Origin of the sequence: Actinobacillus capsulatus DSM 19761 (assembly GCF_000374285.1) — a bacterium.
GTDB classification, from domain to species: Bacteria; Pseudomonadota; Gammaproteobacteria; order Enterobacterales; family Pasteurellaceae; genus Actinobacillus; species Actinobacillus capsulatus.
The window spans coordinates 50,005-65,087 of the sequence record NZ_KB893936.1 but is presented as its reverse complement, the minus strand read 5'-3'; the positions used below and the strand labels follow the sequence as shown (position 1 = coordinate 65,087).

Sequence of the window (15,083 nt, the reverse complement as noted above, 5' to 3'; positions counted from 1 at the left end):
AACTTTTTGGGGTCAGATCATTTTAGCTCCGCTTTTATTTATTACAAAAGAATTATTCTGATGATTTTTGTTTGATTGCCGCGTAAATCACGCCAGTTACCACTGAGCCGATTGCGATTGCCGCTAAGTACATTAACGGTTGTGAAACGAATGGAATCACAAATAAGCCTCCGTGTGGCGCTTGGAGTGTAATCGCAAATGCCATTGAGATTGCACCGGCTATTGCACCGCCTAACACAGAACTAATAATTACACGCACCGGATCTGCCGCAACAAACGGTAACGCGCCTTCAGAAATAAAGCATAAACCTAATACGAATGAAGCTTTACCTGCATCACGTTGGTTAGTGGTAAATTTATTACGTGCGATTAACGTTGCAATCGCCATACCGATAGGTGGAACCATACCTGCTGCCATAACTGCCGCCATTGGCGTATATTGTTGAGAAGCGATTAAGCCGACGCCGAACGTATATGCCGCTTTATTTACCGGGCCGCCCATATCGATACACATCATTGCACCAAGGATTGCGCCTAAGATAATCGCATTTGCTTGCCCCATTGAATTTAACCATTCAACTAAAGCATCCATAATGCCTTTTACCGGTGGGTTGATGAGGTAAATCATCGCTAAGCCAACAATCGCAGAACCTAATAACGGTAAAATCAAAATCGGTTTAAGCGAAGTTAAACTTGCCGGTAATTGAATCACGCCGTTTAAAAATTTGACGGTATAACCTGCAAGAAAACCAGCTACGATGCCGCCTAAAATCCCCGCACCGGCTGTCGTTGCTAACATACCGCCGATTAAACCGACTGCTAACCCCGGACGGTCTGCGATAGAAAATGCGACATAACCGGCAAATACGGCGATCATTAAGTGGAATGCCGCACCGCCACCGATATCCATTAACGCTTTCGGTAAGCCGCCTGCGATGGTTTCATCTTTGAACGCTTCAATACCGAACATAAATGAAATCGCAATTAATAAACCACCGGCAACCACTAACGGTAACATATGCGAAACGCCGGTCATTAAGTGTTTATATAAACCTTTTTTCTCACTGTTTACTGAGCCTTCAGCTTGTTGTGCAGTCGTTGCACCGCCTTGATAAACAGTTGCTTGTGCAAACGCTTTTTCAAATTCTTGTGCCGTTTTCTTCAACGCTAAACCGGTTGACGTACGGTACATCGGTTTCCCTTTGAATTTGTCTAAATTCACGTCAATATCCGCCGCCACAAAGACTAAGTCTGCCGCTGCAATTTCTTCCGCAGAAATCGGATTACCCGCACCAACTTGACCACGTGTTTCAACTTTAACGTTCCAACCTTGTGCTTTGGCGTAGTTTTCAATTGCTTCCGCAGACATAAAAGTATGTGCCACGCCAGTAGGGCAAGCGGTTACTGCTACGATGTTTTTCATATCTAAATTTGATGTGCTAGAAACGGTTGCATTTGCAAAAGTTTTTGCATTTTCGGCCGCTTGTTTAAGCGTCGCTTCCGGTTGAGCAAAAGCTTGGTCTAAATTCACCACCGCACCTTGTTTACCGGCAGCACTAGTCGGAATTTCATCGTTAAATAACACGACAAAATCAGCTTGTTCAGCGTTTACAACTTGATGACCTTGCTGCTTAGCTGCTGCTGATAATACTTCATTCACAAGGAAAGCACGGGCTTTACCCAGTGAGTGAGGGAATACAAAGGAAATATTCATGTTGAGATCCTTATAAGTTTGAGATAATTTTAAATTTGAACGGTAGGGACACGATGCTTCGTGTCCGTTATTCTTAGTGGACGCCAAGCATGGCGTCCCTACACATTTAATTTATGAAAGATTGGTTAATTTCACCTGTGCCACTATTTCATCTAGGGCGCTTCGGTCGCTGATACCCACATTACTTTGTGATACCGCTAATGCTGACGTACCGCTTGCGAAGGCGAGGGTTTTCGCTTTATCCCAACCTTGAGCAAGCCCATAAATTAAGCCTGCCACCATAGAATCGCCGGCTCCGACCGTGCTCACGACATTTTGGCAACGAGGCGGTTTAGCTTGAACCACGCCCTCGCTGTTGAGCCATACGGAACCGTCTGCACCCATTGAAATAATCACATTTTCAATACCGCCGGCACGCAATTCTTGTGCCGCTGCAATCACTTCTTCTAAGCTGTTTAACGGACGATTCGCCCAAACTTCTAACTCACGACGATTCGGTTTCACTAACCAAGGATGGGCTTTTAAACCTTCAGTTAATGCCGCATTGCTGCTGTCTAACACCACTTTTAAGCCTTGTTGGTGAAGTGATTCCAACCATTGTGAGAATTGTTGCGCCGTTACACCACGAGGGAGTGAACCGCATACCGCCACCAAATCAAACGCTTTTGCCCATTGCTGTGATTGAGCGGTAAAGTTTGCCCAATCTTCGGCACTAATTTCAAAACCTAAGAAGTTCAAGTCGGTCACGTCAGCTTCGGTTTCGGTAATTTTCACGTTAATACGGGTTTTACCGTCAATACGATAGAATTGATCGTCCACACCGTTTTGTTTAAACGATTGAACGAAATCGCCCTGATTTTCTGCACCTAAAAAACCGGTAACTGCTAATTTAACGCCAAGATCCGCTAATACTTTCGCAACATTAATTCCTTTACCGGCAGGGTATAAGCCTAAGGTTTCAACGGTATTTACTTCGCCCACTTCAATGCGTTGTAGGCGGCCGACCAAGTCAAACGCCGGGTTTAAGGTTATGGTTGCAATACGTAATTGTTGTGTCATTGTTTGTCCCTCAATTACTCACCTAAACCCGCAGCAATCGCCGCACCGATACCGTCAATCGCTTTTTGAGCGTCATCACCGGTTGCCACGAAGCGTAAGCGGTGACCTTTTACTACACCTAATGCCACAATTTTCATTAAGCTTTTCGCACTAACTAATTGGCTATCTCGATCTAAGTTTTGTACCACGATAGTCGCATTATATTTTTTCACTTCGTTGACTAACACCGCACTTGGGCGAGCGTGTAAACCATGTTCGTTTTGAATTACGAATGTACCTTCTACTTGGCCTTCTACCGCAGGTTCAGAAGCGGTCGGATTTGCAGAATTTTTTGCAGATTCAACCGCTTGCGGTTGTGCTGTGCCTTCAATCGTATCTTCAACCGCCGGTACGAATGAAACGCTTTCGCCTAAACCTTCTATGAATGCTTTTGCCAATGCTTCGATCGCTTGTTGAGCGTCTTCACCTTCTGCCACAAAACGTAAGCGATGTGCTTGGCTTGCGCCTAACGCTACCACTTTCATTGTACTTTTGGCATTCGCAGGTGCAGTACCACGATCTAAGTTCTCCACGGTGACTTTTGCTGCAAATGGTTTTAAGGTTTGTACTAATACCGCACTTGGGCGAGCATGTAAGCCGTTGTCGTTACGCACGGTAAATGTGCCGATAACTTGTTGGCTGGCTTGTTCTGTTGCCGTTGAGCTTGCTGCTGAAGCTGCATTTTCATTTGCACCAAAGAGTGCGAGGATTTGTGCTGCTGACACTGTGGTTAATTGTTTGCGAATATCGGTATTTAATAAACGAGTGATAAGAGCAGAAAGATTATTATCTGTCGCTGAGATAGTAACTAAAGTCAGTCCTTGTTGGCTACGTGCTACTGCAAAACCGTTCGCTAGGTTACCATTTGCAGAATCTGCTACAAAAAGATTGTCACCTAAGTTTAGAGGATAGCTTGCAATCACATCGCGAATAAATGCTTGTGTGACATAGCCTTTTTCTTGAAGTTTTGCTGCATTAATTGCAGAAAGTGTAATGAGGCTAGAAGAATCGATATTTAATGAAATCGTCTCTTCTGAAATAACAGGAAGTGATTTTTTACCGCTTAGTACCGCAGCAAATTCTTCAATATCTTGTGTTTTTGCTAGTGTTGTCGCCGCTTCTTCATCACTTAATACGCCGGTTAATTGGCGAAGGAGAGCTAAATGCTCATCGGATTTTGCTGCAATACCAATCACAACATAGGCTTTATTGCCTTCGCCCCATTCCACACCTTGTGGGAATTGATAAATTTGTACGCCGGTATTTTTGACAAGGTGGCGAGTATCTAATGTACCATGGGGAATGGCGATACCATTACCAAGGAAAGTTGAGGTTTGCGTTTCACGGGCTAACATTCCTGCTTCATAGCCTTCCGCAACATTACCATTTGCTACAAGACCTGCGGCAACAAGCTTGATCGCTTCTTCTTTGTTGCTGGCAGTACCATTTAAACGGATATTTTGTGCCGATAAATTTAGCATCTGAGCTCCTTATTGGATTTAATTTTAAAAATAAAAATATTGCTGCATATTGTACCCCATATTCTGCTAAATCGTTCTAGCTGATTAAAAAAAATGTCAAAAAGTGTGAGCTAGTTCGCATATATTACGATAAAAATATGATATAGATCACAAAAGCACATAGTTTTTCGGCGAGGTTTTTATTTTAATGTTAAAATGCAAACGTTTTCTTCAGAAAAGAAAAATAATTTAGAGTGTAAAAAAATGAGGAAGCAAATCATGATAGCTTATAATTATTCAGAGCAAGATTCGTCTTTTATTGAGCAGCTTTCCGGTGGGTATTGTAAAGACCCGTTTTCCTATTTGGGGAGTCATTTTGAAAATGGTCATTGTGTAGTAAGGACTTATTTGCCTGAAGCAGATGCCGTTACAGTTATTGATGAGCAAGGACGATGTTTATCGGAAACTATAAAGATTGATGATTGCGGTGTTTTTGTCGCTACGTTTGATTGTTCCGATCCTCATTTCTATTACCGTTTACGTGTTACTTATCCATTGGGTGAAATTGATATTGAAGACCCATATCGTTTTAAATCCTCCCTATTCGCACTAGATAATTGGTTATTATCTGAAGGTACTCACCTTCGTCCTTATGAAAAATTAGGCGCTCATTTTGAAATTCAAGAAAATATTGCAGGTGTGCGCTTTAGTGTTTGGGCGCCAAATGCAAAACGTGTCTCTGTTGTCGGTGATTTTAATTATTGGGATGGTCGAATCCATAGTATGCGTTTTCACGCAGAAAGTGGTATTTGGGATATATTTATTCCGAATATTGATGCAGGAGCATTATATAAATTTGAATTATTAGATAGTCACGGTCAGTTGCGTTTGAAATCAGACCCATACGCCTTTGCTTCACAGCTTCGCCCAGATACGGCTTCAATTGTCACCGGATTACCGGATATCGTTGATATTGAAGACACACTTCGCCGAGCCAATCATATCGATCAACCGATTTCAATTTACGAAGTACATCTAGGTTCTTGGCGTCGCAATTTAGAAAATAACTATTGGCTGAATTATGATGAAATAGCCAATGAACTCATTCCTTATGTAAAAGATATGGGATTCACGCATATCGAATTACTTCCTATTACAGAATATCCATTTGATGGTTCTTGGGGCTATCAGCCCATCGGACTTTATGCTCCAACCAGTCGTTTTGGCTCACCAGATGATCTCCGTTCATTTATCCGTAAAGCCCACGAAGCAGGTATTGCCGTGATTTTAGATTGGGTGGTCGGACATTTTCCAACCGATTCACACGGTTTAGAGCAATTTGACGGTTCGCATTTATATGAACATCAAGATCCGAGAGAGGGCTATCACCAAGACTGGAATACGTTGATTTTTAACTACGGGCGTAACGAAGTTTTCAATTATCTCTCCGGCAATGCGCTGTATTGGACGGAACGTTTCGGTATTGACGGTTTACGTGTCGATGCGGTTTCATCAATGATTTATCGAGATTACTCACGCAAAGATGGTGAATGGATTCCAAATCAATATGGCGGACGTGAAAATTTAGAAGCTCTGGATTTTTTACGCCGTACTAATCAAATGCTTAAGCAAGAAGGTCATGCTGCGGTGACGATAGCAGAGGAATCGACTTCATTTAATGGTATTACGCATGTGGTAAGCCAGCAAGGCGTGGGCTTTGATTATAAATGGAATATGGGCTGGATGAATGACACGCTCCGTTATATGGCATTAGATCCAATTTACCGCAAATATCATCATGACTGGATGACATTCGGTATGATCTATCAATATAGCGAAAAATTTATTTTGCCGCTTTCACACGATGAAGTTGTGCATGGTAAAGGTTCTTTAATTGGCAAAATGCCAGGCGATAGCTGGCAAAAATTTGCAAATTTACGTGCTTATTACGGCTATATGTGGGGCTATCCAGGCAAAAAATTACTGTTTATGGGTAATGAATTCGCTCAAGGACGAGAGTGGAACTTTAACGAAAGTTTGGATTGGTTCTTGCTTGGTGAAGAAGGTGGAAATTGGCATAAAGGTATGTTGAATTGGGTGCGAGATTTGAATCGAGTTTATCAGCAATATCCGGCGTTTTATCAGCTTGATCATGAGCCAAGTGGTTTTGAGTGGCTGGTAGTGGATGATTGGCAACAATCGGTATTTGCTTTTGAACGTAAAGCGAAAGATGGTTCAAGTGTGATTGTGATCAGCAATTTTACGCCGATTGTACGTCATAACTATCGTGTCGGTGTTGCACAAGACGGGATTTATAAAGAGATACTCAACTCGGATGCGGCTTATTATGCCGGTAGTAATGTTGGTAATTACGGTGAGATTCTATGCGAGGAAGAGCCGTCACACGGTAAGCCTTATTCTCTCTGTGTTTCATTACCACCGTTAGCAACTATTTTTATTGTGAGAGAAGCAAAAACAGTGGCACAGTCTAGCCTTAGTAAAGAAACGGGTGTGGCAACCAAGCACGTTAAGAAAAAAAGAAAAAGTAAGAAGTAGCAGATGAAAACATTAGCAGGAAAGCCGTTTCCTCTTGGTGCACAAGTGGGTAAAAAAGGCACAAATTTTGCAATTTTTTCAGCAAATGCGACCGCTATTGAGCTGTGTATTTTTGATGATAAGGGTGAACAGCGTTATCCGATGCAACGTAGCGGAGATATTTGGCATCTGTTCGTTTGCGGTGTTGAGAACGGCAGCTTATATGGTTTTAGAGTTTCAGGTGATGTTGATGAGCAAAAAGGCGCATTATTTAATCCGAATAAATTGCTGCTTGATCCGTATGCCAAGCGAGTAGTGGGACAGCCTGATGCGTATGATGAGAAAGCGTTAAGCTATTTTATTTGGAATGACCCACAAGATAATGCTCACCTTGCACCTAAATCGGTTGTGGTAGTCGATGATTTTGACTGGACTGGAGAAAAACGTCCGCACTATTCATGGGCGGAAACGATTATTTACGAAGCACATGTAAAAGGTTTTAGTCGTTTAAATCATAATATTCCGGAGCCGTTACGTGGGACTTATGCAGGCATGGCGCATCCGGCATCGATCGCACATTTAAAACGGTTAGGCGTGACGACGATTGAACTGCAGCCTGTCAGCTACCATGCAGATGAAGTGCATTTACAGCGATTAGGGTTAACCAATTATTGGGGATATAGCGTTTTAGCGCATTCGGCAATTGATCCTTGCTTAGCTTGGGATCAAGAAGATCCGCTTTTCGAATTTAAATATTTGGTTAAAACCTTGCATCAAAACGGCTTCGAGGTCATTTTAGATGTGGTGTATAACCATACGGTGGAAGCCGGTAAAGACGGTATGACACTTTGCCAAAGAGGGATTGATAACCAAAGCTATTACTGGCTGGACGGACAAGGCGAATATTGCAATTGGACGGGGTGTGGCAACGCACTAAATTTGGCTCATCCGATGGTCTGTCAATGGGCTGTCGATAGTTTAGTGTATTGGGTGAAAGAATGCCATATTGATGGGTTCCGCTTTGATTTGGCGACAATATTAGGGCGAACGCCTACCTTCTCAAATATTGCGCCGCTGTTTGAAAAAATTAAACAAATACCGGTATTACAGCAGATTAAATTTATTGCGGAACCTTGGGATATTGGCCCGGAAGGCTATCAAGTCGGACAGTTTCCAGCAGGATTTGCCGAATGGAATGATAAATACCGTACCACAATGCGCAGCTTTTTCTTGCAAGAAAGCGGTAACTTAGCCGAATTTGCCCGTCGTTTAGCAGGAAGTGACGACATATATTGGCAATATTCGCCTTCTAAGAGTATTAATTATTTCGCCTCTCATGATGGTTTTACTCTACAAGATCTCGTGAGTTATAACAAAAAACATAATCAGGCAAATGGCGAGCAAAATCGAGACGGTGATGAACATAATTATAGTAATAATCACGGTGTGGAAGGAGATACGGATAACGAATTGGTAAATATTTTACGAAATCAGACCGCTTGTAGTTTGCTTGCAGTGCTGTTTATCTCAAATGGCGTACCCATGCTACGAGCTGGTGATGAGTTGGGGCATTCGCAAAAAGGTAACAATAACAGCTATTGCCAAGATAATGAAACAACTTGGATTAATTGGCAGCAGGCAAATAATGAGCGTATTGCTTATGTTGCTAAGTGGATTGATTTACGTAAACAAATTTTGTTGCTTTCCCACCAAAGTCATTGGTGGACAGAAAATGACGTGCAATGGTTTTCCGCATACGGTGAGATTATGCAAGTGGTTGATTGGCATAACCACTCACTTAAAGCATTACAAATTCTTTTTCAAGAACAATGGCTTATCTTAATTAATGCTAAAAAAGATAAGCAACAATTTTTCTTACCTCAAGGTAAATGGCACTTTTACCTTGGGGAAAAAACGGCAACTTTGATAGCGGATGCGCAGGCGGTTACTCTTCAGCTGGAACAGATGGGAGTATGCGTGCTTCAAAGAAAATTAGGTTCACATTAGTGTGATAAATAACACAACATCGGAGAAACAAAGTATGCTTACACAAGAAAAAAACGATTTAATCAGAAACGATATTACTAACGATACATTAGTGCTTATTTTAGCGGGTGGTCGTGGTTCACGTCTTTATGAGTTAACTGACAGACGAGCAAAACCAGCTGTATATTTTGGTGGTAGCCGCCGCATTATCGACTTTGCGCTTTCAAACTGTATTAATTCGAATTTACTTAAAGTGGGGGTAATTACTCAGTATGCTGCTCACTCATTACTACGTCATTTACAACGTGGTTGGTCATTCCTACCTTATGAACGTAATCAATATATTGATATGCTACCGGCTCGTCAGCAGTTGGATGAAAATACTTGGTATCGTGGCACGGCCGATGCGGTATATCAAAATATGGCGATGATGAAATCGCATTATCGCCCAAAATATGTGATGATTTTAGCTGGCGACCACATTTATAAAATGGATTACACCCAAATGCTGAGTGATCACGTAGAAAGTGGCGCCAAATGTACGGTTGGCTGTATTGAAGTGCCACGTGAGCAAGCGGTCGAATTTGGCGTAATGGCGGTTAACGATAAATTAAAAGTGAAAAAATTCGTGGAAAAACCGTCAAATCCGCCAGCTATGCCTGATAAGCCGAATTCATCGTTAGCTTCAATGGGGATTTACGTGTTCGATGCGGATTATCTATATGACGTATTAGAACGTGAAGCCTTAATTCCGGGGACTTCACACGACTTTGGTAAAGATATCATTCCAAAAGCGGTAGAAGAAGGCGTGTTATATGCGCATCCGTTTGAACGTTCATGTAAAGGTCGTAATGCAAGCGGTTCGATTTATTGGCGAGATGTTGGTACGATTGACAGTTATTGGGCGGCACATATGGATTTGGTTTCGGAAGAGCCGCAACTTGATTTATATGATGAATCTTGGCCGATTCACGGGCGACCGCAACAAACCGCACCGGCACGTTTCTTCTATAAAAAAGCACGTCAGCATACTTTAGATAATTCGTTAATTGCCGGTGGCTGTGTGGTCACCGATGCGGAAATCAGTAATTCGGTCTTGTTTGCTAAAGTAAAAGTGGACGCTGAAACCGTAATTGAACATACCGTAATTTTACCGCAGGTAACGATTGGCAAAAATTGCGTGATTAAACGTGCGGTGATTGATCGTCACTGTACCATTCCCGATGGTTTGGAAATCGGTGTGAATTTAGAAGAAGATGCAAAACGTTTCCGTGTTAGCAAAGGCGGGATCGTCTTGGTGACTCAAAAAATGCTTGATGCATTAAGTGGTTATCAGTCCAGTATCAAATTGCATCACACAATTTAATCTGATACAGGTGAGCGTTTAGCTCACCTTTAGCGCTTTTACAAGCGGTCTAATTTTCTCTTTATTTTACAAATACAAATTAAACGGCAACAAAATGAAAATTTTACATATTTGCTCGGAGATGTATCCGTTAATTAAAACCGGTGGACTTGCGGATGTGATGGGCGCATTGCCTTATGCTCAGCAACAAGCCGGCAATGATGTTCGAGTTTTACTTCCGCTCTATCCAAAAGTGGCGGAAAAAATCGGAGAAACAAACGAAGTTGTTACTTTAGGTACTTTTGCCGGTTTAGTGACGATTCGTTTTACTTATTTCAATGGTTTGGGCATTTATCTGATTGATGCGCCACATTTATTCCAACGTTCAGGCAATCCGTATCATGATTCCGGTTATGCGGATTATCCGGATAACTATAAGCGCTTTGCTATTTTAGGCTATTTAGGTGCGCAGCTATCGGAAGGGCTAGATCATTGGTGGGGTAAAGCAGATATTTTACACGCGCATGATTGGCAAGGCGGTTTGGCTTGTGCTTATCTAAAAAGTTGGCATAGCCCAGTGAAAAGCGTTTTTACCATTCATAATATTGCCTATCCGGGGCGCTTCCAGCCACATCATTTACCGGAATTGGGTTTCTCGTGGGATTTCTTCCAAGCGGAAGGCATGGAGTTTTACGGTGAAATTTCATATTTGAAAGCCGGATTATATTATGCGGATCGCATCACTACGGTAAGCCCGACTTATGCAATGGAAATTACCGAACAAATTGCTGGCGGTGGCATGCACGGTTTGCTACAAACACGTCAAGCGCAAGGTTGCTTGCACGGCGTGCTAAACGGCGTGGATGATAAGGTGTGGAATCCGGAAACCGATGAAAATATCGTGGCGACATACAAACCGAGTTATATGCATGGTAAGGCGAAAAATAAAGCTGAGTTGCAACGTATGTTCAACTTACCAGAAGATAAAAATGCAATGCTCATGGTGATGGTCACTCGCTTAACGGAACAAAAAGGGGCAGATTTCATCCTAGATAGGATTGATGACGTAATGCAACAACACGTGCAATTAATCGTCTTAGGTAGCGGCTCTCCGCATTTGGAATATCTGTTAAACGAAGCACGTAACCGTTATCCGGAACAAATCGGTTTATATATCGGCTATAACGAAGCATTGTCTCATCAAATTATTGCCGGTGGTGATGTTATTCTTGTGCCAAGCCGCTTCGAACCTTGCGGTCTAACGCAACTATACGGTTTGAAATACGGTACTTTACCGCTAGTTCGCCAAACTGGCGGTTTAGCCGATACGGTGGTGGATAGCCACAAAGACAGCATTGAACAACGTAATGCAACCGGATTTGTATTTAAATACCCGAGCAGTGATGATTTCTTTAATGCATTCCAGCGAGCGCTAAATCTTTGGAAAAAACAAAAGCTATGGTCTAGTGTACGTCAAAATGCGTTAGCACAAGATTTCGGCTGGGCAAGAGCGGCAACAGCTTATCAGGCGATTTACCAAGACATCGTATAGTATCATCTTTTTCACAAGCGGTCGGAATTTGCAAAAAAATTACAAAATCTTACCGCTTATTTTGTAAATAGTATCAATAAAGCAAAATCTTTGTAATTCTCCAGCGATTTTACGACATTAATTATAGAATTATTGTACTTTTTTTACTCAATTTATGCTGATTACTTAGTTTGTTACTTAGGAGCCAATCATGGGCAATAAAATTTTAAGTCCCGAAAATATTCAACATGTAAAGGATGCCATTTTATACAAAATGGTTTATGCGCTAGGGGTAGAACCTCGCAAAGCAAGTAAACGTAACTGGTTAAATGCGGCGTTGCGTGTGGTGCGAGATCTTTCTACTGAATCATGGTTACAAACCCGCCGTAGTCAAGTTGCGAACGCCAGCCGCCGAGTGTATTACCTTTCAATGGAATTTTTAATGGGACGTACGTTCTCAAACGCAATGATTGCGGAAGGGGTGTATGAGTTAGTCGATGCCGCATTAAAAGAACTCGGACAAAATATTGAAGAGATTATTAACGAAGAAGGCGATCCGGGTTTAGGTAATGGCGGTTTAGGGCGTTTAGCCGCTTGTTATATGGATAGTCTTGCTGCAATGAAAATTCCGGCGATTGGCTACGGTATTCAATATGAGTACGGTATGTTCCGCCAAGAAATCCGTCATGGTGAACAAGTGGAGCAGCCGGATCAATGGTTAGAAAATGAGTTTGTATGGACGTATTTACGTTCGAGTAAACGTTTTCCGGTGCGCTTTGGCGGACGTATTTGGCTAGAAGGTAAAAAAACTGTATGGCAGCCGGATGAAGAGATTATTGCCCAAGCTCACGATCAATTAATTCCCGGCTATGAAACTACCTCAACTAATAGTTTGCGCTTATGGTCGGCGCACGCTTCGGGGAAAGGTTTCGGTTTAGCGGATTTCAACCGAGGTGATTATTTTGCCGCAATGAGTCATCAGAATTTATCTGAGAACGTTTCTCGTGTGCTGTATCCGGACGATTCTACTTATAGCGGACGTGAATTACGTTTACGTCAAGAATATTTCCTCTGTTCTGCTTCGATACAAGACATTATTCGTCGCCATGAAGCGGAGTGCGGATCTTGTGCTAATTTAGCGGATAAAGTAGCGATTCATTTAAACGATACCCATCCAACGCTCGCAGTGCCGGAATTAATGCGCATCTTAATTGATGAGAAAGGCTATAGCTGGGAGCAAGCGTGGAATATGACTCGCAAAATTTTCTACTATACCAACCACACCTTAATGAGCGAAGCATTGGAAACTTGGCCGGTGGAAATGTTAGGGCGTATTTTACCGCGTCACTTAGGCATTATTTTTGAGATCAATGAATGGTTCTTAAATGAAGTGCGTGAAAAATTCCCGGGTGAAGAAGATTTAGTACAACGTGTGTCACTGATTGACGAACACGGTGATCGCCGAGTGCGTATGGCGTGGGTAGCAGTTGTGGCTTCAAGCAAAGTAAACGGTGTGGCAAAAATCCACTCGGATTTAATGGTGGAATCCATTTTTGCCGACTTCGCTCGTATTTATCCGGATCGCTTTACTAATGTAACCAATGGAGTAACTCCTCGCCGTTGGATTAAAATCGCCAACCCGGGTTTAGCCAATATTTTAGATAAACGTATCGGCAAAAATTGGCTAACCGATCTTAGTGAATTAGAGAAATTTAATGTATTCATCGATGATGCGGATGTTCAGGCTGAAATTGCGGCGGTAAAATATGAGAATAAACGTAAATTGGCGGATTATGTTGAGAAAAATTTAGGTATCAAACTGAATCCGGAAGCGATTTTTGACGTGCAAGTTAAACGTATTCATAAATATAAACGCCAACAGTTAAACGTATTACACATTATTACGCTATATAACCGTATCTTAAAAAATCCGAATGCGGATTGGACACCACGTGTATTTATCTTTGCTGGTAAAGCGGCAAGTGCTTACTATGCGGCGAAGAAAGTCATTCGTTTGATTAACGATGTTGCAAATGTAATCAATAATGATGAACGAGTACGTGATTTGATTAAGGTAGTGTTTATTCCAAATTATGGTGTATCACTGGCGCAGATGATCATTCCGGCGGCGGATGTGTCCGAGCAGATTTCATTGGCGGGTACTGAGGCATCAGGTACGTCTAATATGAAGTTTGCCTTAAACGGTGCATTAACTATCGGAACGTTAGACGGCGCGAATGTTGAAATTCTGGAACACGTCGGTAAAGAAAATATCTTTATTTTCGGTAACACGGTCGAACAAGTAGAAGAACTACGTCGTAACGGCTATTCGCCGTATCATTATTATGAAACAGATGGTGAATTAAATGAGGCGATTTCACAAATCTTAAATGGTAAATTTTCACCAGATGATCCGTATCGCTATCAAGATCTGATTCTAAATTCAGGTGACTATTACCAAGCCTGCGCGGATTTTCGTAGCTATGTTGAAGCACAAGAACGAGTTGCAGTCGCTTATCGCAATAGGAAAGCGTGGACACGTTCGGCAATTATCAATATTGCCAATATGGGCTACTTCTCATCAGATCGTTCAGTGTTAGATTATGCACGAGATATCTGGCATATTGAGCCAATGGATGAAGTGCAATTAAAAGAAAATACCGATTTGGCGAGTATTATTGAAAGCTCAAGTAAGCTATTGATTATTCGTTAAGATATGAACAAGCGGTCTGTTTCTTGCAAAATTTTGCGGTATTATGTATCAGTTGCACAAGATTATTGATGAATGAAACGTAGGGGCGAACCGATGTGTTCGCCCAAGAAAAATCAATAAGATATTTTATATCACAGGCGGACACATCGGTCCGCCCCTACAAAACAAATTTGTACATTTGCTACATAATTTCGAAATTTTACTGAAACTTGATCGTTTGTCAGTGATAAAAAGCCGTTTGTTTTAGACAAACGGCTTTCTTTTTAGTCTAGCTTAGATAATTTCATTCGGTGTGAAGAAGTATGCGATTTCACGTTTTGCCGATTGTTCAGAATCCGAACCGTGAACCGAATTCTCACGACCGCTAATAGCGTAGAGCGCTCGAATTGTACCGGCTTTACGTTGTTCCGGATCAGTTGCTCCCATTAATTCACGGTAGTGGGCGATAGCGTTTTCACCTTCAAGTACCGCCGCAACAATTGGTGCCGAAATCATAAATTCGACTAACGGCGGGAAAAATTCCTTACCTTGATGTTCGGCATAGAAGCCTTCCGCTTGTTCTTGGGTTAGTTGTACTTTTTTGAGTGCTTTAATGGTTAAGCCCGCTTCTTCTAGATAGCTAAGAATTTTACCGATTAGATTACGTTTTGTCGCATCGGGTTTAATTAAACAAAGCGTTTGTTGGATCATTGTTTCTCCTT

9 protein-coding genes are annotated in these 15,083 nt (G+C 42.0%); 5 read left to right on the top strand and 4 right to left on the bottom strand.

The window, feature by feature from the left end:
• Positions 1–52: 52 nt before the first annotated feature.
• The 3 genes from C228_RS0105835 to fruB form a co-directional block, all read right to left on the bottom strand.
• Positions 53–1,714 carry a fructose-specific PTS transporter subunit EIIC gene (locus C228_RS0105835; protein WP_018651744.1) on the bottom strand — a complete coding sequence of 554 codons (1,662 nt, stop codon included), beginning with the start codon at positions 1,712–1,714 and terminating at the stop codon, positions 53–55.
• A 111-nt stretch (positions 1,715–1,825) separates the two neighbouring features.
• Positions 1,826–2,773, bottom strand: coding sequence for a 1-phosphofructokinase (fruK, locus tag C228_RS0105830; RefSeq protein ID WP_018651743.1), 948 nt, complete (start codon positions 2,771–2,773; stop codon positions 1,826–1,828).
• Between the two features lie 14 nt (positions 2,774–2,787).
• Positions 2,788–4,293, bottom strand: coding sequence for a fused PTS fructose transporter subunit IIA/HPr protein (gene fruB, locus C228_RS0105825; protein WP_018651742.1), 1,506 nt, complete (start codon positions 4,291–4,293; stop codon positions 2,788–2,790).
• A gap of 258 nt (positions 4,294–4,551) precedes the next feature.
• Here fruB and glgB point away from each other — a divergent pair, with 258 nt between their 5' ends.
• From glgB to C228_RS0105800, 5 genes are all read left to right on the top strand, one after another.
• Entirely contained in the window at positions 4,552–6,828 is a 2,277-nt protein-coding gene (gene glgB, locus C228_RS13365) for a 1,4-alpha-glucan branching protein GlgB (protein ID WP_018651741.1), read from the top strand.
• Between the two features lie 3 nt (positions 6,829–6,831).
• Positions 6,832–8,814 (top strand): glycogen debranching protein GlgX, encoded by a 1,983-nt coding sequence (gene glgX, locus C228_RS0105815; RefSeq protein ID WP_018651740.1) that lies wholly within the window; start codon positions 6,832–6,834, stop codon positions 8,812–8,814.
• Positions 8,815–8,848: 34 nt separating this feature from the next.
• Positions 8,849–10,159, top strand: coding sequence for a glucose-1-phosphate adenylyltransferase (gene glgC, locus C228_RS0105810; RefSeq protein WP_018651739.1), 1,311 nt, complete (start codon positions 8,849–8,851; stop codon positions 10,157–10,159).
• Positions 10,160–10,253: 94 nt separating this feature from the next.
• Complete coding sequence (gene glgA, locus C228_RS0105805; RefSeq protein WP_018651738.1) at positions 10,254–11,690, top strand: glycogen synthase GlgA; 1,437 nt, start codon at positions 10,254–10,256, stop codon at positions 11,688–11,690.
• Positions 11,691–11,880: 190 nt separating this feature from the next.
• A complete protein-coding gene (locus C228_RS0105800) occupies positions 11,881–14,382 on the top strand; it encodes a glycogen/starch/alpha-glucan phosphorylase (RefSeq protein WP_018651737.1) in 2,502 nt (833 codons plus the stop codon).
• 273 nt (positions 14,383–14,655) lie between these two features.
• Here the strand turns inward: C228_RS0105800 and ndk are convergent, their stop codons facing one another.
• Positions 14,656–15,072 carry a nucleoside-diphosphate kinase gene (gene ndk, locus C228_RS0105795; protein WP_018651736.1) on the bottom strand — a complete coding sequence of 139 codons (417 nt, stop codon included), beginning with the start codon at positions 15,070–15,072 and terminating at the stop codon, positions 14,656–14,658.
• Between the last annotated feature and the right edge of the window lie 11 nt (positions 15,073–15,083).